General features: G+C 65.2%; 27 protein-coding genes and 1 other RNA gene. 16 read left to right on the top strand and 12 right to left on the bottom strand.

All coding sequences use genetic code 11. The features are described 5' to 3' along the window. Positions 1 to 32 precede the first annotated feature (32 nt). The 5 genes from SB4_RS15725 to SB4_RS15705 all read left to right on the top strand — a co-directional run bounded on the left by SB4_RS15725 (position 33) and on the right by SB4_RS15705 (position 3,212). The gene (locus SB4_RS15725; protein ID WP_007404127.1) at positions 33 to 689 is read left to right on the top strand and encodes an alpha/beta hydrolase; all 657 of its coding nucleotides are present in this window, start codon (positions 33 to 35) and stop codon (positions 687 to 689) included. Positions 690 to 820: 131 nt separating this feature from the next. Further along, positions 821 to 1,282, top strand: coding sequence for a DcrB-related protein (locus SB4_RS15720; RefSeq protein WP_082670228.1), 462 nt, complete (start codon positions 821 to 823; stop codon positions 1,280 to 1,282). A 27-nt stretch (positions 1,283 to 1,309) separates the two neighbouring features. After that, positions 1,310 to 2,356, top strand: coding sequence for a PAAR domain-containing protein (locus tag SB4_RS15715; RefSeq protein ID WP_058753319.1), 1,047 nt, complete (start codon positions 1,310 to 1,312; stop codon positions 2,354 to 2,356). Between the two features lie 29 nt (positions 2,357 to 2,385). After that, the gene (locus tag SB4_RS15710; protein WP_058753318.1) at positions 2,386 to 2,610 is read left to right on the top strand and encodes a hypothetical protein; all 225 of its coding nucleotides are present in this window, start codon (positions 2,386 to 2,388) and stop codon (positions 2,608 to 2,610) included. Continuing rightward, positions 2,601 to 3,212: a hypothetical protein gene (locus SB4_RS15705; protein ID WP_153006275.1), complete on the top strand. Its 612-nt coding sequence runs from the start codon at positions 2,601 to 2,603 to the stop codon at positions 3,210 to 3,212. Before SB4_RS15710 ends, SB4_RS15705 begins: the two co-directional genes overlap by 10 nt. A 138-nt stretch (positions 3,213 to 3,350) precedes the next feature. Here the strand turns inward: SB4_RS15705 and rpoH are convergent, their stop codons facing one another. Together rpoH and SB4_RS15695 are read right to left on the bottom strand one after the other, a co-directional pair. Next, positions 3,351 to 4,256, bottom strand: a complete 906-nt coding sequence (gene rpoH, locus SB4_RS15700) for an RNA polymerase sigma factor RpoH (RefSeq protein ID WP_007404166.1) — start codon at positions 4,254 to 4,256, stop codon at positions 3,351 to 3,353. A gap of 68 nt (positions 4,257 to 4,324) precedes the next feature. Further along, complete coding sequence (locus SB4_RS15695; protein WP_058733080.1) at positions 4,325 to 5,272, bottom strand: RluA family pseudouridine synthase; 948 nt, start codon at positions 5,270 to 5,272, stop codon at positions 4,325 to 4,327. An 18-nt stretch (positions 5,273 to 5,290) separates the two neighbouring features. Between SB4_RS15695 and SB4_RS15690 the strand changes: the two genes are divergently transcribed. The 9 genes from SB4_RS15690 to rnpB all read left to right on the top strand — a co-directional run bounded on the left by SB4_RS15690 (position 5,291) and on the right by rnpB (position 12,893). After that, complete coding sequence (locus SB4_RS15690; protein ID WP_058733079.1) at positions 5,291 to 5,695, top strand: M67 family metallopeptidase; 405 nt, start codon at positions 5,291 to 5,293, stop codon at positions 5,693 to 5,695. Positions 5,696 to 5,739: 44 nt separating this feature from the next. Next, positions 5,740 to 6,384 carry a histidine phosphotransferase family protein gene (locus tag SB4_RS15685; RefSeq protein WP_058753336.1) on the top strand — a complete coding sequence of 215 codons (645 nt, stop codon included), beginning with the start codon at positions 5,740 to 5,742 and terminating at the stop codon, positions 6,382 to 6,384. A 61-nt stretch (positions 6,385 to 6,445) separates the two neighbouring features. Next, positions 6,446 to 8,770: a chemotaxis protein CheA gene (locus SB4_RS15680; RefSeq protein ID WP_058753316.1), complete on the top strand. Its 2,325-nt coding sequence runs from the start codon at positions 6,446 to 6,448 to the stop codon at positions 8,768 to 8,770. After that, positions 8,770 to 9,198: a chemotaxis protein CheW gene (locus SB4_RS15675; RefSeq protein ID WP_058753315.1), complete on the top strand. Its 429-nt coding sequence runs from the start codon at positions 8,770 to 8,772 to the stop codon at positions 9,196 to 9,198. The genes SB4_RS15680 and SB4_RS15675 overlap by 1 nt, the downstream gene beginning before the upstream one ends. Before the next feature lie 81 nt (positions 9,199 to 9,279). Continuing rightward, positions 9,280 to 9,645: a response regulator gene (locus tag SB4_RS15670; RefSeq protein WP_058733076.1), complete on the top strand. Its 366-nt coding sequence runs from the start codon at positions 9,280 to 9,282 to the stop codon at positions 9,643 to 9,645. Between the two features lie 38 nt (positions 9,646 to 9,683). After that, on the top strand, positions 9,684 to 10,772 hold the full coding sequence (gene cheB / locus SB4_RS15665) for a chemotaxis-specific protein-glutamate methyltransferase CheB (protein ID WP_058753314.1): 1,089 nt from the start codon (positions 9,684 to 9,686) through the stop codon (positions 10,770 to 10,772). A gap of 50 nt (positions 10,773 to 10,822) precedes the next feature. Continuing rightward, the gene (locus SB4_RS15660) at positions 10,823 to 11,674 is read left to right on the top strand and encodes a CheR family methyltransferase (RefSeq protein WP_241488648.1); all 852 of its coding nucleotides are present in this window, start codon (positions 10,823 to 10,825) and stop codon (positions 11,672 to 11,674) included. Positions 11,675 to 11,756: 82 nt separating this feature from the next. Then, positions 11,757 to 12,446: an N-acetylmuramoyl-L-alanine amidase gene (locus tag SB4_RS15655; RefSeq protein WP_058753313.1), complete on the top strand. Its 690-nt coding sequence runs from the start codon at positions 11,757 to 11,759 to the stop codon at positions 12,444 to 12,446. 67 nt (positions 12,447 to 12,513) lie between these two features. Next, an RNA gene (gene rnpB, locus SB4_RS20425) (RNase P RNA component class A) lies at positions 12,514 to 12,893 on the top strand. A 25-nt stretch (positions 12,894 to 12,918) separates the two neighbouring features. Here rnpB and SB4_RS15650 read toward each other — a convergent pair. The 3 genes from SB4_RS15650 to SB4_RS15640 all read right to left on the bottom strand — a co-directional run bounded on the left by SB4_RS15650 (position 12,919) and on the right by SB4_RS15640 (position 16,266). Further along, a complete protein-coding gene (locus SB4_RS15650; protein ID WP_153006274.1) occupies positions 12,919 to 13,986 on the bottom strand; it encodes a hypothetical protein in 1,068 nt (355 codons plus the stop codon). A gap of 64 nt (positions 13,987 to 14,050) precedes the next feature. Next, positions 14,051 to 14,689 carry a carbonic anhydrase gene (locus SB4_RS15645; protein WP_058753311.1) on the bottom strand — a complete coding sequence of 213 codons (639 nt, stop codon included), beginning with the start codon at positions 14,687 to 14,689 and terminating at the stop codon, positions 14,051 to 14,053. Next, on the bottom strand, positions 14,686 to 16,266 hold the full coding sequence (locus SB4_RS15640; RefSeq protein WP_082670227.1) for a SulP family inorganic anion transporter: 1,581 nt from the start codon (positions 16,264 to 16,266) through the stop codon (positions 14,686 to 14,688). The genes SB4_RS15645 and SB4_RS15640 overlap by 4 nt, the downstream gene beginning before the upstream one ends. 185 nt (positions 16,267 to 16,451) lie before the next feature. On the opposite strand from SB4_RS15640, the gene SB4_RS15635 reads away from it, so the two are divergent. Together SB4_RS15635 and SB4_RS15630 are read left to right on the top strand one after the other, a co-directional pair. Next, on the top strand, positions 16,452 to 16,991 hold the full coding sequence (locus SB4_RS15635; protein ID WP_056434533.1) for a J domain-containing protein: 540 nt from the start codon (positions 16,452 to 16,454) through the stop codon (positions 16,989 to 16,991). Continuing rightward, the gene (locus tag SB4_RS15630) at positions 16,988 to 17,284 is read left to right on the top strand and encodes a hypothetical protein (protein WP_058733072.1); all 297 of its coding nucleotides are present in this window, start codon (positions 16,988 to 16,990) and stop codon (positions 17,282 to 17,284) included. Before SB4_RS15635 ends, SB4_RS15630 begins: the two co-directional genes overlap by 4 nt. A gap of 220 nt (positions 17,285 to 17,504) precedes the next feature. Here the strand turns inward: SB4_RS15630 and SB4_RS15625 are convergent, their stop codons facing one another. The 7 genes from SB4_RS15625 to pspB all read right to left on the bottom strand — a co-directional run bounded on the left by SB4_RS15625 (position 17,505) and on the right by pspB (position 19,884). Continuing rightward, entirely contained in the window at positions 17,505 to 17,906 is a 402-nt protein-coding gene (locus SB4_RS15625) for a SufE family protein (protein ID WP_058753334.1), read from the bottom strand. A gap of 104 nt (positions 17,907 to 18,010) precedes the next feature. Further along, positions 18,011 to 18,250, bottom strand: coding sequence for a hypothetical protein (locus tag SB4_RS15620; protein WP_058717808.1), 240 nt, complete (start codon positions 18,248 to 18,250; stop codon positions 18,011 to 18,013). A gap of 33 nt (positions 18,251 to 18,283) precedes the next feature. Next, on the bottom strand, positions 18,284 to 18,523 hold the full coding sequence (locus SB4_RS15615; RefSeq protein WP_241488647.1) for a hypothetical protein: 240 nt from the start codon (positions 18,521 to 18,523) through the stop codon (positions 18,284 to 18,286). 44 nt (positions 18,524 to 18,567) lie between these two features. Next, positions 18,568 to 18,855, bottom strand: coding sequence for a hypothetical protein (locus tag SB4_RS15610; protein ID WP_058753309.1), 288 nt, complete (start codon positions 18,853 to 18,855; stop codon positions 18,568 to 18,570). A 12-nt stretch (positions 18,856 to 18,867) separates the two neighbouring features. Then, the gene (locus tag SB4_RS15605; protein ID WP_058717805.1) at positions 18,868 to 19,164 is read right to left on the bottom strand and encodes a hypothetical protein; all 297 of its coding nucleotides are present in this window, start codon (positions 19,162 to 19,164) and stop codon (positions 18,868 to 18,870) included. 41 nt (positions 19,165 to 19,205) lie between these two features. Beyond that, positions 19,206 to 19,589, bottom strand: a complete 384-nt coding sequence (gene pspC, locus SB4_RS15600) for an envelope stress response membrane protein PspC (RefSeq protein ID WP_058717804.1) — start codon at positions 19,587 to 19,589, stop codon at positions 19,206 to 19,208. A 1-nt stretch (position 19,590) separates the two neighbouring features. Beyond that, entirely contained in the window at positions 19,591 to 19,884 is a 294-nt protein-coding gene (gene pspB, locus SB4_RS15595) for an envelope stress response membrane protein PspB (protein WP_058753308.1), read from the bottom strand. Position 19,885 lies beyond the last annotated feature (1 nt).

Below are 19,885 nucleotides of genomic sequence, written 5' to 3'. Positions count from 1 at the left end.
TCCACCAGCGCGATCCAGATCGGCGAGTTTTGATGCCCGAAGTCATTTTCCCCGGCCCCGAAGGCCGCCTCGAAGGCCGTTTCGCTCCCGCTCCGCGTCCGCGCGCGCCCGTCGCGATGATCCTGCACCCGCACCCCAATGCGGGCGGCACGATGAACAACCGGATCGTGCAGGAACTCTACAAGACCTTCCAGCGGCGCGGTTTCGCCACGCTGCGCTTCAACTTCCGCGGCGTCGGCAAGAGCCAGGGCACGTTCGACAACGGCATCGGCGAACTGTCCGACGCCGCCTCGGCGCTCGACTGGGTGCAGAGCTTCCACCCCGAAGCCTCTACCACCTGGATCGCGGGGGTCAGCTTCGGCGCGTGGATCGGGATGCAGTTGCTGATGCGTCGCCCGGAAATCCGCGGCTTCATCTCGGTCGCACCGCCCGCCAACATGTACGACTTCACCTTCCTGGCGCCGTGCCCCTCCTCGGGCATCATCATCCAGGGCGAGGCCGACGAGGTCGCCACCCCGGCGGCGACCCAGAAGCTGGTCGACAAGCTGCGCACCCAGAAGCACATCACCATCCACCACGACACCATCCCGAAGGCCAACCACTTCTTCGAGCATGAAATGCCCGAGTTGATGGGGTCGGTGGACCGGTATCTGGACATGCGGCTGGACCCGAACTCGCCGATCCGGTGATTTTGCTGAAAGGCGGAATGGAAAAGGGCCTCGGCGAAAGCCGGGGCCCTTTTTGCTATATCCCTTGCCGCTCATAGCCCGGCCTGCCTAGACGCCCAAAGGCCTTGTGCTTGGCGTGTGATCATACCACGATGGCTATGATGTCAATCTATCGCACAAGTGTAGCCACATTCGATGTGCCAGACCATTGGCACGATCAGTCGATCGTAGCATTTCGCCTACCGCCTGTGCCAGGCGGTGGCGGCGAGGCCAGTTTCGTTATGACGAAAGACCCGGGCAAGGGCGTTATACCCTTTGCCGTATATTTCGAGAAGCAGGCCAACACCGTTAGCCGTAGCCTGCCCGGCTATCGCGAACTGAAGCGGGAGTTGCTTCACGCGAATGAGCGCGATGCTGCCTGGCTTGAGTTCCAGTTCGAGAAGGATGGCCGCACAGTGCATTTGCGGCAGGTCTTTTTCGATGCTGATTTCATGGCGATTATCTGCACGCTCACGGCGACGCCCGCAGAGATCGGATATCATGAAAATGATTGGCGCAGGGTGATGGCGAGCCTGAATTTCGATGCGTCGGCCGCCGCCGCCCATTACCCATGATGCGCATCTAAAAAAGCGTCTGACGCGATGACGATGGAACCTGCCGCTCGCATCGATGACGAGATCGCCCATGGTTACGGGATGCTCGCAATGGTTGGCGGGGCGCTTGTCGGTGTGGCCGCTGGCATCGCAGTTGTGGGTGCGATGACTCTTACGGGGGGACTTGCCGCAGTCGCGATCGCTGGCGCGGTTGCGGGGGGCGGTTTGGCGGGCGATCAGATCGCGTCGGGCCTAGAGACAATCTTCAATCTGCCAGAACCGACAACGGGTGTGCTGGCGGTTGGCTCATCCAACGTTTTCGTGAACAGCCGCGCAGCCATATGTGCCGAACTTTCCAGTGCCTCGAGTTGCAATGGTTTGCCCTTCAATCATCCGCCATGGCCGGGATCTGTCATTGTGCGCGAAGGGTCGGCAACTGTTTTCATCAACGGCCAACCCGCTTCCCGGCTGAAATCGAAGCTGACATGTGGCGCGCATATCAAAAGTGCATCCTCCAATGTCCTCATAGGCGGCGAAACGGTAGAGACCGGGTTCGTTTTTGACCTGGAGTCTTGGACGCGATCTGGATTGCAGATACTGGGGATCGGCAGCCTAGTTGGGGCGGGCGTGTTCGCGGCGATGGCGATGGCGATGGCGATGGCGATGGCGATGGCGATGGCGATGGCGGGGGCGGCGGCCTTCGGAACCTTTGCCGCGATCGGAGCGGCGGGATATGTCGGTGTGGAAGGCGTCGGCCTGGTTGGTGACGCCATCGGTCCGGGTTATCGTGATCTGCTCCAGGGGCTGGTCGGCATGGGAATGGTCGTTTCCGGCCCGAAGCTGGCCCGGGAGGGCAGCATCGCGCATGATCGTTCGCGAATTTCCGCCCTTCCAAAGAGGGCCGTATCGACGAAGCCCGTTCCATTCTCACTCGCCATGTCGATGCAGGCGATGTTGATGGCGTCGTTCGACGGCTGGATGTTTCGACCGAGGGCAAGCGAGGCTTCTTATGGTCTGGCAATAAAGTGGCGGCGGGGCAATATGCCAAGGCTCATGGTGGTACGACGCTTGAGGGAACGCCGGGCGGGCGCGTAATTGACGACTGGGACCATCTCAACAACGCTATGCCGTGGGACAAGGGCGGAGAGCAGGTATGGGGAAGGACGTCGGCACGCTATACGCGGGGATTGAGCGGCGATGTCGAGGCGCTGCAATCCCCCAGCAGGGCGGGCGGCGGCTATATCTTTCGGAAATATGAACTGCCTGAGGTTGAAGCAGGTAAAGTCTCGGGCCGGATCACCAGTTTTGAGGAGAAGATTGTTTTGCCGGACTCAGGGGATTGGCAGTGACGTGGCCGGCTTTCATCGCGCAGTTCCATGCGAAGGGGCGTGACAAGGCGGAGGGTTATTTCCCCTTTCATTTTGAGGGCATGAGCAACGACGAGCTTACCCGTGCACGCGTGATGATGGAGGCACGTGGTGTTGAGGGGGATACGACTGATCTCGACGGTTTGCGGCTTATTGGTGACGCCGCGACGATTGCCAAACTGGACGCGGCACGAATGGCGGATGCTGCTCATGGCGTGGCCTTCGAGGCCGCCCGCCGCGAAACACTGTTTGCGCTGACCCACGATGCCGACCATCTCGCACCGCTTCTCGTGCTGCTTGATGCGCCTGAGGACCGCAATTCGGCCTTTGCCGCCCAAGCCTTGGCGCGACATCCTCTGCCATCATCCTTTGCGCCACTATTGGCGGCGCGGATTCTCGACGGGCGCCATGAGGTCGCGCTGTTGTGGATCGTGAAGGCGTGGCTTTCGGCACGGGGCGAACCCGTCTGGAAAGCGCCGGTTTTCGATGCCAATCTACCATTTATACGCCAAGTGATGGCGGCACGTCCGGCCGACCGCACTACGGTATTGGACGAATGGCAAAGGATGAAAAGCCCGTTCTGACCTGACTGACGGGCGCTTGCAGTGTCTTGTCGCGATGCCGAGCAATTTGTGAAAGCGGTGGGATACTGGGCTTGGTGCTTGCCACACCAAAGAAAGGGCTTCCCGTCAGCCTTGCGGCTACGGGAGCCCTAGTCATGCTCAGGCCGCCGCCAGCAACCGCTTTTCACCGGCGATGCGCATCATCGCCTTTTGCAGCTTTTCGAACGCGCGCACCTCGATCTGGCGGACGCGCTCGCGGCTGACGCCGTAGACTTGGCTCAGCTCTTCCAGCGTCTTGGGATCGTCGGTCAGGCGACGCTCGGTCAGGATGTGCTTCTCGCGATCGTTCAGGTCGTCCATCGCGCTGACCAGCATGTCGTGGCGGACATCCGCCTCCTGCTGCTCGGCGACGACCGAGTCCTGCAAGGGCGCGTCATCGGCCAGCCAGTCCTGCCACTGGCCCTCGCCATCCTCGCGCATCGAGACGTTGAGCGAGGTGTCGCCCCCCATCGCCATGCGGCGGTTCATGCTGATGACCTCGTCCTCGTTGACGCCCAGATCGGTGGCGATCTTGGTTACGTCCTCAGGGCGCAGGTCGCCGTCCTCGAACGCGTCGAGCTTCGACTTCATCCGGCGCAGGTTGAAGAACAGCTTCTTCTGCGCCGCCGTGGTGCCCATTTTCACCAGGCTCCACGAGCGCAGGATATATTCCTGGATCGAGGCTCTGATCCACCACATGGCGTAGGTGGCCAGGCGGAAGCCGCGATCGGGCTCGAACTTCTTCACGCCCTGCATCAGGCCGATATTGCCCTCCGAGATCAGCTCGGACGTGGGCAAGCCATAGCCGCGATAACCCATCGCGATCTTCGCCACGAGACGCAGGTGCGAGGTGACGAGCTGCGCCGCCGCCTCGGGGTCGCCATGCTCCTGGAAGCGCTTGGCGAGCATATATTCCTGCTCCGGGGCAAGGATCGGGAATTTCTTGATCTCGGCCAGATAGCGGTTGAGCGACTGCTCCCCGCCCAGCGCAGGAATCGTCGCCGGGACGTTGCTGCCTTTTGCCATGATCCTTATCTCCCTTTCTGGAGCGTCAATCCGTTTCGCCCCGTCGTCGGGCGCGAGGCGGTCTTCTGCTATACGTGAAGCCGACTGAACAGTTCCTGCATATCGGCGGGCATCGGGCTCTCAAACGCCAAAGCGTTACCACTTATGGGATGAATAAAGCCCAGATGCGCCGCGTGCAGGGCTTGGCGCCGGAAATCGAGTTCGTCGAGCAGGGCTTTTTGAGCACCCTTTGTTCTACCATAAACCGGGTCGCCCAGCAAGGCGTGACCCAGCGATTGCATGTGCACGCGCACCTGGTGTGTCCGTCCCGTTTCCAAGCGGCATTCGACCAGCGCGGCGTTGTTCAGCTTCTCGATGGTGCGATAATGGGTCACGGCGCGCTTGCCGCCCTGCACGATCGCGACCTTCTTGCGATTCTGCGGACTGCGCGCGAGTGGCGCGTCGACCGTACCGTCGGCGGGGCGGGGGATGCCGCCGGTGATCGCGCGGTAGCGACGGTCGATCGAGTGGGCCGCAAACTGCTTGGCGAGCCCCTCATGCGTGCGGTCCGTCTTGGCCGCGACCATCAGGCCGGAGGTGTCCTTGTCGATCCGGTGGACGATGCCGGGCCGCGCGACGCCGCCGATGCCCGACAGCGATCCGCCGCAGTGATGAAGCAGCGCATTCACCAGCGTGCCGTCGAAATTTCCCGCCGCCGGATGCACGACCAGCCCGGCAGGCTTGTCGAGCACGATCAGATGTTCGTCCTCATAGGCGATGACGAGCGGAATATCCTGCGCTTCGTTATGCGCGGGCAGGGGGGCAGGCACCGCGACCTGGAACAGGTCGCCGCCGGTCGCCCGCTTGGCGGGGTCGCGGGCCATCACACCGTCGCGGGTCACCGCGCCGCTGTTGATGAGGACCTTCAGCCGCTCGCGCGACAGGGTCGGCACCGCATCGGCCAGCGCGCGGTCCAACCGCCAGCCGTCCGCTGTGGGCGCGATCCGCGCATCGATGATGGAAACCCCCCGGTCCATAGGCTACCCCATTTGGGCATGACCGTAACGATTTCAAGCGATACGCTGGACTTCATTCGCGCCGCCGCCGCCGCGTCGCCGGATTGGGAGGTGTGCGGGCTGCTGCTGGGCGAGGGGGATCGCATCGACGGCGCGCAACCTTGCGCCAATGTCGCGGCCGAGCCCTGGCACCGCTTCGAGATCGATCCGGCCGCGCTGATCGCCGCGCACCGGGCGGCGCGCGCCGGGGGGGCGGGGGTGATTGGCCATTATCATTCGCATCCGACCGGTCTGGCCGAACCCTCGCCCCGCGATGCGGCGGACGCCGCGCCCGACGGCAGTATCTGGCTGATCGCGGGGGGCGGCCGGGTCACCGCCTGGCGCGCGGTGGCGGCGGGTCGGCGACATGGCCGCTTCGATCCGCTTACACTTGCTTGCGCATGATGAAGGCCCACGTCACAAAGGGCCAGTTTGTCGAGGGATTTTTCATGACCGTCAGCCCGGTGGATTTCGCGAGCCTGTTGTGTTCGCGACTGTGCCACGATCTTTTGTCGCCGGTGGGGGCGCTCAACAACGGGCTGGAGCTGCTGGCCGACGAGACCGATCCGGCGATGCGCGAACGCTGCATGGAGCTGCTGGCGGACAGCGCGCGCGCTTCGGCCAACAAGCTGAAATTCTTCCGCCTGGCCTTCGGCGCGGGTGGCGGCTTTTCCGACCGGGTCGACATGGGCGAGGCGAAGACCGCCATTGAGGGGCTGCTGATCGACAATCGCCGCACGACGCTGGGCTGGCTGGTCGATCAGCCCAGCCTGCCCAAGCCTGCGGTCCGCATCCTGATGAATCTGGCGCTGATCGCGACCGAGGCACTCGCGCGCGGCGGCACCATCGACATCGGGGCCGAGGCGGGGCGCGAGGCGATCGAGATCGCGATCCGTATCGAGGGACCACGCATCCTGCTCGACCTCGAAATCCGCCGGACGCTGATGGAGGGGCAGGGGACCGAACCGCTGGCGTCGCGTACCGCGCCCGCCTTCCTGGTCCATACGCTGACCACCGAACATGGCGGTATGACCCTGGTCACCGAACCCGCGCCCAATACGATGATCCTGGGTGCGGCGATCCGCGCGGGGTAAACACCCTTTTAATCTTGTGGCGGCAAGAAGGTGCGCGAAGGGAGCGCGCCCTCAGGGACTTATGGACGACCTGCTGCAGGAATTCATTGCCGAGACCCGCGAAACGCTGGACGCGCTGTCCGGCGAGATCGTTGCATGGGAAGCGGCCCCGGCCGACCGGGCGCGCCTGGATGCGATCTTCCGCTTCGTCCATACGGTGAAGGGCAGCTGCGGCTTTCTGGACCTGCCGCGCCTCGCTCGCCTCAGCCATGCCGCCGAGGATGCGCTAGCCGCCGTGCGCGACGGGCATCGCACCCCCGATACCGGGCTGGTCGATGCCGTGCTCGCGATCGTCGACCGGATCGGTGCCATTGTCGAGGCGATCGCCGCCGGCACGCCGGAGGATGATTCCGACGACGACCTTCTGATCGCCGCCGTTGCACATATCGAGCAAAAGGCCGTTGCCGCCGCCCCCCGCGCAGTTCCGGCCCTGCGCGTGGCCCCGCGCAGTATCCGCCTGAACGTCGATCTGCTCGATCGGATGATGAGCGGCATGTCTGACATGGTGCTGGCCCGCAACGAACTGGCCCGGCGACTGCGCGACGAGGGGCTCGACCCACGTGTCGAGGCGGCGCTCGACCGGCTGTCGCTGACCGTGGCGGACATGCGCGATACGGTGACCCGCGCCCGGATGCAGAAGGTGGACGGGCTGTTCTCCGCGCTGCCCCGCATGGTGCGTGACACCGCCGCCGAGCTGGGCAAGGCGGTGTCGCTGAAGATCGAAGGGTCGGACGTCGAACTCGACCGCGAGATGATCGAGATGATGCGCGATCCGCTGGTCCACATTATCCGCAATGCCATCGACCATGGTCTCGAAAGCCCCGCCGAGCGTCGCCGCGCGGGCAAGTCGCCGACCGGCCATATCCAGGTCACTGCGCGCCAGTCGGGCAACCAGATCCTGATCGAGGTCACGGATGACGGTGCCGGGATCGACGTCGCGCGTGTCGCGGCCAAGGCGATCGCGACCGACCTGCGCTCCGCCGCCGAAGTCGCGGTAATGACCCCGGCGGAAAAGCTGAAGCTGGTGTTCGAGCCTGGCCTGTCGAGCCGCGATACCGTGTCGACCCTGTCGGGACGCGGCGTCGGCATGGATGTGGTCCGCGCCAATATCGAGCATGTCGGCGGCCGCGTCGCGCTCGACAACCGGCCTGGCAAGGGGCTGACCATCGCCATCCATGTCCCGCTGACCCTGTCGATCATGTCGACCATCGTCATTGCGGTCGGCGCACAGCGTTTCGCCATTGCCCGCCAGGCGATCGAGGAGATCGTGAAGGTGCGCGGCGAACAGGTGCGGATCGATCCGGTCGGCGATGTCCGTATCGCTACCGTGCGCGGACGCCGCCTGCCTATGCTGCCGCTCGCGCCGTTCCTGGGGATAGGGAAGGGCGATCCCGCCAATCTGGTCATCGTCTCGACCCGCGACGGCGATTATGCGCTGGGCGTCGACGATGTGCTCGACACCGAGGAAGTGGTGGTCAAGCCCGCCGCACCCGCCGTCATGGCGACGGGGCTCTATGCCGGACAGACCCTGCCCGACAGCGGCCTGCCCATGCTCCTTCTTGACGGGGCGGGGCTGGCGACGGCGGCGGGCCTGCGCTTCCAGCGCGAGGTGATCGCCGCGACCGAGGTAGAGGCGGAGGAGGCCACCCATCCCGCCTTGTTGTTCGCGGATCTGGACGGGGTGCGCCGGACCATGCCGCTGGCCGCGATCGACCGGGTGGAAAAGGTCGCCACCTCGGCCGTGCATCGCTCGGGCGGCCGCGTCCGGCTGGTCATCGGCGAGACGACCGTTCCGCTCCACCATGTCGATCCGGTCGCGCTGGACGACGCGCTGACCGGCCGCGAAATCGAGGTGATCCGCCTGACCGATGGCGAGGCGGAATGCGCCTATGCCATGACGACCGCGCTGGAGATCATCCAGCTGCCCGCCGAGATCGCCGCGTCCTCCGGTGGCATCGTGCTGGGCGTCACGGTCTGGGATGGCCAGGCGATAGAAATCCTCGATCCGCTGACGCTGTTCCTTGACATGGAGGGTAGCAGCGAGGGCGGGGACGGTGCGCCGCTTTGCCTGCTCGACGGGGCGGGGGCGGCCTGGATGGACCGATTCCTGCGGCCCGTTCTGGAAGCGCATGGCTATCGTTGTGTCACTCGCTCGAGCGCCGACGGGGCCCCGGCCGTTCGCTTGGTCATGGAGGGCGAGGTGGAGGCCTGCGACCCGTCCGACACGCCGGTCGTGCGCCTGCGCCGCGATCGGGAGGGGCCTACGGGCTCCGACAGCATCTATCGTTACGATCGTTCCGCGCTGATCGCCGCGCTGGCGGGCCATGCGCGTCGGGGAGGTCGCTGATGCCCTTGTTCCTGATCGCCAGCATCGCCGGGCAGGGCGTGGTCTTCGACGCCGATCAGGTCGATTCGGTGGTGGATATCGGCGAGGTGGTGGCTGTGCTGCGTGCCGAAGCGTCGGTGCGGGGGCTGACCGCCTTGCGCAGCCGGGTCATCACCGTGGTCGACACCCGGCTGGCCCTGGGGCTGGAGCCGATGCCGCCGCATGTCCGCCGGGCGGTGATCACTCAGCAGGACGGGCATTATTACGCGATGCTGGTCGACGCGCTCGACGATATCGAGATGTTCGAGACCAGCCCGATGCCGCACGTTCCCCCGGCCGAGGGGCGCTGGTCGCGCGCCGCCGACGGCATGGTGGTGCGCGACGGCGAGCCCCTGCTGGTCCTCGACCTCAAGCGGCTGGTGCCGCAGGCCGCATCGCTGGCGGCCTGACCGATTAACCAGGCCGTTACTTTCCCGCCTTATCGTGCAGGACGGGGCCCGACGGGGCCACGGTAGAATAGGGCGTACCGCATGAAAACCTGTCTCGTCGTCGATGACTCCAAGGTGATCCGCAAGGTCGCTCGCCACATCCTCGAAACGCTCGACCTCCAAGTGCGCGAGGCGGGGGACGGTCGTGAGGCGTTGGAGGCATGCCTCGAATCGGTGCCCGATGTGATCCTGCTCGACTGGAACATGCCGGTCATGAGTGGCATGGATTTCCTGCGCGCGTTGCGCGAGGCCGATATCGCGCCGCGTCCGCGCATCGTCTTTTGCACCACCGAGAACGGCATGGCGCATATCCGCGCCGCGATCGATGCCGGTGCGGACGAGTACATCATGAAGCCGTTCGATCGCGACACGCTGGAAAGCAAGCTCCAGCTCGTCGGCATGATCTGAACCACTCGAGTCTGGTGCGTCCCCGGCGCTCCGTCGACATGGCATCGCTCACCCACCCCGACCCCGTCTCGACGGTGCAGCCCTCGCGGGCCTTTGCGCCGACGCGCATCCTGATCGTCGACGATTCGGCGGTCGCGCGGGCGCTGATCGCCCGCCAGATCGAGCCGCATGAGCGGTTCGTGATCGCGGGGGCCGTCACCCATGTCGATGCCGCGCTGGAGTTCCTGAGCCGCCAGGCGGTCGACGTCATCCTGCTCGACGTTGCGATGCCGGGCATGGACGGCATTACCGCGCTACCCCGTATCCAGGCGGTGGGGCAGGGCGCGCGGATCGTCATCGTGTCCAGCTCGACCCCGACCGGTGGTGCCGCGGCGGTGCAGGCAATGGCGCATGGCGCGGCCGACACGCTGGTCAAGCCGCGACCGCAGGGGCTGGCGGAATTTGGCGAATCCCTCATTCAGAAACTGGACGCGCTGGCCCCGCGCGACGACCGTCCGGCGCCGGTGCCTGCCCCCGTTCCCAACTCTGTCCGCCAGCCGGTCGGTATCGTCCTGCCCGACATCATCGGGATCGGTGCCTCGACCGGCGGCATCCATGCGCTCGCCAAGCTGCTCGGCCGTATTCCGGCCAGCCTGTCGGTGCCGGTCGTCGTCACGCAGCACCTGCCCGTCGACTTCGTGCCCTTTTTCGCGGCCCAGCTCGCCACCGTCGCCCGCCGCCCGTGCGAGGTCGCGCAGGACCGGATGCGCGTGCGGCCCGGCCGGATCATCATCGCACCGGGCGATGCGCATATGACCTTTGTCCGCCTGACCGATGGTGGGGCCGCGATCCGGTTGAAGCACGAACGCGCGCGGAGCGGCTGCCTGCCCTCGGTCGACCCGATGTTCGCCTCGCTGGCCGAGCTTTGGGGCGACCGCGCCTGGGGCATCGTGCTGACCGGCATGGGCCGCGACGGGCTGGACGGCGCGCGGGCGCTCAAAGCCTCGGGCGGGCGCGTCGTCGCGCAGAGCCGGGAAAGCTCGGTCGTCTGGGGCATGCCGGGTGCGGTCGTGTCGCACCAGCTGGCCGATACCATCCTGTCGCCGGAGGAGATCGGAGCCATGATCGCCACGGGACGTATGGCATGATGGGGGCGTCAATTCCATGGCCCGCCCCGGGCAGTCCACGAGGCACGCCCATGGCCGCGATGCCGGGCGGGGTAGTGACGGCCCAGGCGCTGACCGTCCTCGCCGCGCTCCTCGAAGCCCGGACCGGGCAGCAGATCGCCAGCCATCGTTCGACCCGCGTCGATACCGTCCTGCTCCCGTTGATGCGCGAGCGGCAGTTCGACACGCTCGACCAGCTGGTCAACGCGGTGCTGGACGGGCGCGATCCCCATCTGGCGGGCCGGGTGATCGACGCGCTGGTCAACGGCGAGTCTTCTTTCTTCCGCGATCCGCACGTCTTCGACCATATCGTCGATCGCGTGGCCGAGGTGGAGCGCAGCGGCCGCCGCGCGCGTATCTGGAGCGCCGGCTGCTCGACCGGGCAGGAGCCTTTGTCGCTGGCGATCGTCTTTGCCGAGCGCCAGCAGCAGATCGGCACGCCGATACCCGAGATCGTGGCGACCGATGTCTCCGAAACCGCCATAGCCCGAGCCCGCACCGGTTCTTACACCCAGTTCGAGGTTCAGCGCGGCATGCCCATTCGCCGACTGGTCCGCTGGTTCGAGGGGCGGTCGGGCGACGAATGGACGGCCAAGCCCGAACTAATCCGTCATATCCAGTATCGGCAGCTCAACCTGATCGCCGACCCGGCCCCAAGCGGCCTGTTCGACCTGGTCCTGTGCCGCAACGTGATGCTGTACCTCGCGCCCGAACCCAAAAAGCGCGCGTTCCACGCTATTGCAGAGGCGCTGCGACCCTCAGGCGGGTTGATCCTGGGCGCGGGCGAGACGGTCATCGGCCAGACCGACCTGTTCCAGATCGCCGAGACGGGACGCGCGGTCTATGAGAAATGCGCGATCGATGGCCCATTTCGCTACGCCTGACCGAGGCGTGGCATGAAGCCATATCCTTGAACGTCCAATGCCGCTAACAGGGGCGGTGAACCGGGGTCGTTCAGGAGGTTGCATGACGATCGTCGAAACGCCGTCGCCCAATTTCGACGCGCGTAGTCTGCCCATCACGATGATCGTATTGCACTATACGGGGATGCAGGACGCGGAATCCGCGATCGCCCGCCTTCGCGATCCGGACGCCAAGGTGTCCTGCCACTATCTGGTGGCCGAAGACGGCACAGTCCTGCGCATGGTCGACGAAGAGAACCGCGCCTGGCATGCGGGCCGCTCGCACTGGCGGTCGATCGAGGATGTCAACTCGGCCAGCATCGGTATCGAGATCGTCAATCCCGGCCATGACTGGGGCTATCGCCCGTTCCCCGACGAACAGATCGCCGCGCTGATGGAGTTGATGGCGGACATCCAGAAGCGCCACGGCATCACGCGTGGCAATATCGTCGGTCATTCGGACATCGCGCCTGCGCGCAAGCGCGATCCGGGCGAGCTGTTTCCCTGGGGCACGCTGGCCCGGCGCCGCCTGGCGCTGCCGCGCCCGACCAAGAAGCTGATGGACCCGATGTGGACCGAGGCGGGCTTCTGCCTGGCGTTGGAGCGGTTTGGCTATGACGTGACTGACCGCATGGCGGCGATCATGGCGTTCCAGCGGCGCTTCCGCCCCGAACTGGTGGATGGCGAGATAGATGCGGAGTGCCGAATGATCCTGCTGGCGCTGTTGCTGCCTCGTCCGCAGGGGGATGATTGAGGGGCGCAGGGCGGCCCCGCCACAAACCCCTTGCCCTAATCCCCAATCCGTCTACATCCGCCCGCAGTCAGAGGGCCGGGCGGCCGCGGCCTCGGGAAACCGGGGGCGAGGAAAGTCCGGGCTCCACGGAACAACGGTGCCGGGTAACGCCCGGCGGGGGCGACCCCAGGGACAGTGCCACAGAGAGCAGACGGCCACGGCTTCGGCCAGGTCAGGGTGAAAGGGTGCGGTAAAAGCGCACCGCGGGTCCGGTAACGGAAACGGCATGGCAAACCCCACCGGGAGCAAGACCGAATAGGGATGGCATGGCGCGAAAGCGTCGGGGCGCGTTCCCGCCCGCTATCCGGGTTGGTTGCTTGAGGCGATGTGCAAGCATCGTCCTAGAAGAATGGTCGCCCATCCGGCTTTGCCGGTGGACAGAACCCGGCTTACAGGCCCTCTGACTGAATTTTCCGACCGGGCTATTGCCCGATCACGGCTTGCCCAGCGCGCTGGCATTGATCGAGACATTATTGCCTTGTGACGTGGCCGAGGGTGTTCCCTTGGTGATAAGGTCCCATACCTGTTCGGGGCGGGGCAGGCCGTTGAACGAGGGATAGCTGTCCGCGCTGTCATCAACATGATGCAGCACCACCGAATAGGACATGGTCTTGCGCTTTTCGATCTGGCTCATGATGCTCGGAAAGACGCTGATCGTGCGTCCGGCATCGTAAAGCGCCATCGTATAGCCGTTGATGTCGGACCCATCCCAACGATAGACGCCGTAGGTCGTATGGCCGGCCCCATCGCGGCAGATCGGCCCGGCGGGCTTTACGGCTTCGGTCGTGGGGGCGGGCTTGTGATTGGCCATGACCGCGCCCAGCAGCAGATCACTCATGACGTCGGCCCCGCCAGGCTTTTCCACCTTGGCCTTGGGCAGATGCGCGAAGTCGGTCTGGCTGGCGCAGGGCTGGATCGGCACCGCCGGACCCGGATAGGCGGGCGTCGTCGCGATGGCGGGCTTCAGCGCGGCGATGATCTCGTCCATCTTGCCGTCGAGCGTCGTGGCGGTCAGCTTCTCGGCGGTCAGGCGCACGACCAGCAACCATTCGCCCATCGGCATCACCGCCAGCGAGGTGCTGCGATACGGACTACTCAGCAGCGACCAGCTCTGGCGCAAGCCCACCGCCGGACCGGTGCCCAGCGGCGCGAAGGCGATGGGATCGGCGCTGGCGGGCGCGCCCTTGTCGAAATTCTTGCGCTCCTCGATTGCGGTGCGCGAGCGGTCGAACCAGAGCGGCACGCTGGGCACCGCGGGGTGGAACAGGAACAGCGTGGCGAAGACCGCCTTGTCGGGGCTTTCTAGCTTGACGGCGATGTCATGTTCCGAGGTCGTCGCGTCGGTGATCGCGGTGCGGTTCAGCCCGGCGACGCTCGACCGGACGATCAGCTTCGTCTCGGCGTGCATCCAGCCCTTGTTCGCTGGAACCTCCAGATCGCGCGCCGAAACACTGCTCGTTGCCAACAACGCGACCATCGCCGCCATACCCCAGTGCCGCATGTCATCCTCCCCCATGGACGGGAAGAGGCTAGGCGGTCACCGGGGCGCGATCAAGCGGCCGCGATCAGACGAGTACCTTGTCGGGACGGACCATGCCGTCGAGGTCGGTGTTAGCGTCGATCTCGAGCAGAGTTTTGATATGCCCGTCTCGAATGTCATAGACCCAGCCGTGCAGCCACAGCTCGCGCTTCTCGGCAAAGGCCTTCTGGATCGTGTCGAGCCGGGCGAGGTGGCGCAGCTGCTCCATAACGTTCACCTCGACCAGCCGGTTGACCTTCGCGGCCTGGTCCGGCTGGGCATCGATCTCGTCCTGGTGGCGATGCAGCACGTCGCGGGCATTGCCCAGCCATTGGTCGACCGGCCCCTGCGTGCCACCCTCCAGTGTTGCCAGCACGCCGCCACAGCCATGATGGCCGCACAGGATGACGTGACGGACCTTCAGCACATCGACCGCGTACTGCACCACCGACAACAGGTTCAGGTCGTCGTCATGGACCAAGTTGGCGATGTTCCGGTGCAGGAACATGCCGCCCGGCGGGGTCATCGTCATCTGCTCGGGCGTCACCCGGCTGTCGGAACAGCCGATCCACAGGAAATCGGGTTTCTGGCCCGCCGTCTGCCGCTGGAAGAAGTCGGCCTTTTCCTCGAGGAGTTCGGTTGCCCAGGCCTTATTGGCGAGCAGCAGCTGCTTATATTCCCTCATGCGTAGCGCACTCCGGTCGATGGGGCATTGATGAGCGGCGTGGTCCGCTCGGCGATGTCGCCGCGCACGATCACGCTGATCCCACGGAAGTCGGCGCCCTTGATGAAGGCGTTGATGATGTCGACATTGTCCAGGTCGACATAGGAGGTCGAGGACAGGTCGATCAGCAGGTTGGCACCGTCCGGCACCTTGCCCAGCGACTTCTGCAATTCGTATTTGTGGATGAAGTACAGGTTGCGCCGCGCCCGGATCAGGCAATCCTCGCCATCGGACGCGAAGGTCAGCGCCGGGCGGAAATTGCGCGCCACGACGAACACGAAGCCGACGACCAGACCGACCAGGATGCCGATCAGCAGGTCGGTGCGCAGGATCGCCAGGATGGTGACGATGAAGGGGATGAACTGGCTCCACCCCTGCTTGTACCGCTCGGTGAACAGCTTGGGCTTGCACAGCTTGTAGCCGGTGGCGATCAGCACGGCGGCCAGCGCGGCCAGCGGAATCTGGTTCAGCACGACCGGGATGAGCGCGACCGACAGCAGCAGCCAGGTGGCGTGCAACATCGTCGACAGCTTGCTTTCCGCCCCCGCATCGACATTGGCCGAAGAGCGCACGATCACCGAGGTGACGGGCAGACCGCCGAGCAGGCCGGAGACGATATTGCCGCCGCCCTGCGCCATCAGCTCCCAATTCTTGTCGGTGGTGCGGCGGCGCGGATCGAGCTCGTCCACCGCCTTGACGCTCAGCAGTGATTCCAGGCTGGCGACGATCGCCAGCGTGATCGCGGTGGTCCACACCGCGCCCATGCCGATCGCCGAGAAGTCGGGAAGCTGGAACTGGCCGAGGAATTGCGAGGCGCTGCCCGCGACCGGCACCCGCACCAGATGCGCGCCCGCCAGCTGCCAGTCGGGACGCGTCGCGCCCAGGATCATGTTGCCGACCACGCCGATGACGACGACGACCAGCGGTCCGGGCAGAAGGCGCAGCGGGCCTTGCTTGGGCTTGGCGTGATCCCACCAGAACAGGAAGGCCAGCGACACCGCGCCGATCAGCACCGCACCGGGAGCAATGTCGTTGCTGACGCTGGTCCACAGGTCGGTAAAGGTGTTGCCGCCCGCCCGGCTGGCATATTCGAAGCTGCCCTCGAAATCGCCGTCATAGCCGATGGCATGGGGAATCTGCTTCAGGATCAGGATCAAGCCGATCGCCGCCAGCATGCCGGTGATGACGGAGGAGGGGACGAACTCGGCCAGCACGCCCGCACGGGTGAAGGAGAAGGCCAGCTGGAGGATGCCCGCCAGCATCACGGCCAGCAGGAAGACCTGGAAACTGGGCAGCCGCTCGATCGCCTCGAACACGATGACGGTCAGACCGGCGGCGGGACCCGCGACCGACAAGGGCGACTTGGACAGGAAACCGACGATCAGGCCGCCCGCAATCCCGGCGATCATGCCCGCAAAGGGCGGCGCACCCGATGCGACCGCGACGCCGAGACAGAGGGGCAGGGCGACCAGCGCCACCACGATGGAGGCCGGTATGTCCGCTCTTGCGGTGGCCAGGAAAGAACGACTTTGGGCCACGCTGGCTCCTGTCAAAACTGGGCGTCCGCATATGTCCGGTACGGACATGAATATATGATGACGTATATTTCATGAACGAGGGAACCATTGCCGGTCAAGCGATTCAGCGGGCATTTGGAGGCTCTGTCCCGCAAAGCACGGCGTCGATGCTTGCACCGGCGCGCAAGTCGCCTAAATCGGCCGGCGTGGCGCGTTCTTCTACCCGATCCAACGACTGGGGCTTCCCCCGCTGGCGCAGCTATGGCGCGTCGCGGGAGGCAAAACCTGTGCGTATCTGCGACCGGCACGGTTGCGACCAACCGGGCAACTGCCCGGCCCCCAAATCTCCCAACAGCCCTGACCGCTGGTATTTCTGCGAGGCGCATGCCGCCGAGTATAATCGCGGCTGGGACTATTTTCAGGGTTTGAGCGCCGAGGAAGCCGCCGCGCGCGAAGCGTCCGAGCGGCAGACCAGTGCAGGCTATGCCCAGTCCAAGCACCAGGCCTGGGCGGGGCCTGGCGACGGCAGCCGGTCACGCGACGAGATGCGCGCGCTCGATGCGCTGGGGCTGGAGCCGGACGCCGAGTTCGACCTGATCCGCGCGACGTGGCGCGGGCTCGCCAAGGCGAACCATCCCGATATTCGCCCCAACGACCCGGAGGCGGCGACCAAATTCCAGCAGGTGCAGGCGGCCTACGAGGTTCTTCGCGCCGCCGAGGAACGCCGGAGCTGGAAACCCGAATGATCCGTCGCGCCAAGGCGGAGTGGGAAGCGACGGTCCTGGTCTGCGGCAAATGTTCCAAAAAGGTCGGCGGTGGATTCGGGCCGAAGGGCAAGACGCCGCTGGCCAAGGCGCTGAGGCGAATCTTCGGCAAGGGGCGGAAGGCCCCGGTCGGGGTGGTCGAGACGAAGTGCCTGGGGCTATGTCCGAAGAATGCGGTGACGCTGGTGGATGGGCGGCGACCGGGGGAATGGCTGGTGGTGACGCCGGGCGAGGATGTCGAAGCGGTTGCGGCGCGGTTGGGGCGGGGGGCTTGAGGTTTTAGCGGGGGCTCAGTGAGACACCAGGCCCTCCCCCATCCCCTCCCGCCTGCGCGAGGGGCGTGTTTTGGGGAGCCCTAAGCCTGCTTCAACAGCGACCTGCCCATGGCTTAACGGCGAACAAAACTAACCCCTCTGCGCCTCTAGCCGCTCCCCTCCCGCAGGCGGGAGGGGATGGGGGAGGGCCCGGTGTCTCACCGAGCCCGCCGCTGCCTGATCAATACCGCCCGGCGGTCTCCCGGATCAGCGCGATCATATTCGGAATCCCCTGGGTCCGGTTGGAACTCAGCTGGTTCTTCAGGTCGAACGGCGCCAGTTCACCCTCAATATCGGTCGCCAGAATGTCCGCAGGCGTCCGGTCCTGCACCGTCTTCAGGACCAGCGCGATGATCCCCTTGGTGATCGCCGCGTTCGAGTCCGCCAGGAAATGCAGCCTGTCGCCATCGCTTTTGGTCGGATAGACCCAGACCGAGGCCGAGCAGCCGCGCACTAGTGTCGCATCGGTCTTCAATGCCTCGGGCATCGGCTCCAACGCGCGGCCGAGATCGATCAGCAGTCGATAGCGATCGTCGGCGTCGAGAAATTCATATTCGTCGCGGATTTCGGCAAGGTCGGACATGGCATTGTCCGCTACCCGGTGCATGATCCCACGACAAGCCGGGTCGCCGTCGATCGTGGGCAGGATCAAGGGGGAGGGCCATTCCCACCTGTCCCATGCGATGGTCAGAGGTCGACGCCGGCGGCGATGGCTTCGAGCTTGCGGATACGCTCCTTCAGGTCCGCCATCTCGATCCGCGACGCCGCCGAGCTGGCGGGCGGATAGGGCATGTCGTTCGTCCGGTCGAACTCGCGGCTCTTCAGCTGCAACCAGCCGCGCCATCCGGCGAGACCGGCGGTGACGATCATCGCGAGGCCGGCAAGCCCGGCGGTGGCAAGGACGATGTAGAGATTGGTGTCGGTCATGATCCGGGCTCCCTGTCCGTATCAATGGTTGGCTTAACGGTCGCGCAGCCGCTCGATCTCGCGGTCGAGGTCGATGCTCTTGCGCTCGTCGGTGATGACGCGCTCCAGCACCTGGATGCGCTCCTTGAGCTGCTGGATTTCGCCGCGCAGCGCCTGGGTGTCGCGGGCGCTGTCGCCGCGCAGATGCTCGACCATGTCGAGACCGGGCGAGCGGCGATGCTTGGCCTTGAAGATGCTGGCGATCATCACGATCGCGACGATCAGAACGGTCATGAACTGTCCGCCGGACATAGCGGTAACTCCCCTTTATTCTATTGTCAGTGGTCGATGCGGACGGGCGTCTCGCCGGGGACCCGCAGACCGTCGATCTCGTCGCTCAGCGCCAGGCCGCGATCGGTGATGATCCGCTCCAGCACCCGGACCCGCTGTTCGAGCCGTTCGGTCTGGGCGGCATATTGCGCCGCCTTTTCCGCGACCATCGAGGCTTCGGTGGCCAGCCGCTTTTCGCGATAGGCGAACCAGGGGCGGACGAAGACGCCGCCGATGATCGCGACCATGCCGCAGCTGATACCGAAGAGTGGGACCAGGATGCCGATATCATTCATCACCCTTCTCCCTCAGCGATCGCGCAGCGCATCGATTTCGCGCGCGGTCCGCTCGGCGGGATCGGTGGCGATGCGCTCCAGCACCGCGATCCGCTCCTCCAGTCGAGAGACCTGGCCGACCAGCTTCTGGTTCTCGGCGGTCAGCAGTTCGACCTTGCGGCCGTCGGCGATGTCGCTCTTGTGCGTCATGCCGCCCCAGTCGTTTTCCAGGCTATAGCCGTGCTTGGCCCGTATCCAGGTGGTGACGACCCAACCGATCGTCGACATTGCGATGATCGCCAGGACGAAACCCGGTCCTCCCCAAGACATAATCCATACTCCCATAGGATAGTTGATGTGTCAGCGCGGTCTCAGCGCAGGCTGTCGATCTCGTCGGCCAGCTGGCGATTGCGGCTGGTGTAGTGCAGTTCGATATCGGCGAGGCGACGGTCGAGATCGCGGAACTTCGAGCGGACCTCGGCGGTCGAGCGGCGTGGGTTGCTGCGCACGCCCTGCCAGAATTTGGCGTCCTCGGCGGACTGGTAGAGGCCGATCGGCTTGGCCGTCGCCATCCAGGCGATCAGCATATAGGCGAGCGGAACCCAGGGCATGCCGACCCCGGTGATGGTCAGCAGGACTGCGGCGACGCGGACCCACATCACATCGACGCCGGTGTAGTCGGCGATGCCCGAGCAGACGCCCTTGAACTTGGCATTCTGTTTATCGAGGTAGAAATTGGTGCGGCTGGCGGACATGTCAGTTCCTCCGATCGAGGCTGTAGTCATGCTGACCGAGGCGGCCTTCGGGGCGCCATTCGGACTGCGACAGGCTGGGCTTGAAGTTGGGATTGTCGGCGGCGACGATCCGTTCGACGGTGTTCACCCGATCCTCGAGCCGCCGGGCGAGCATATGAAGCTCGTCGAGCAACTGCTCGTCCTCATGGGTGATCTTGGGCGCCTGCTTCCACTTGGTAACATAGTGCAGGATCAACCAGGGCAAAGCGATGAACAGCGTGACAATCGCAACGCCGGGGGTGACGATATCCTCCATC

Origin of the sequence: Sphingomonas sanguinis, from assembly GCF_001476905.1 — a bacterium.
Taxonomy (GTDB): Bacteria; Pseudomonadota; Alphaproteobacteria; order Sphingomonadales; family Sphingomonadaceae; genus Sphingomonas; species Sphingomonas sanguinis_B.
This window is presented reverse-complemented; position numbering and strand designations above follow the sequence as displayed.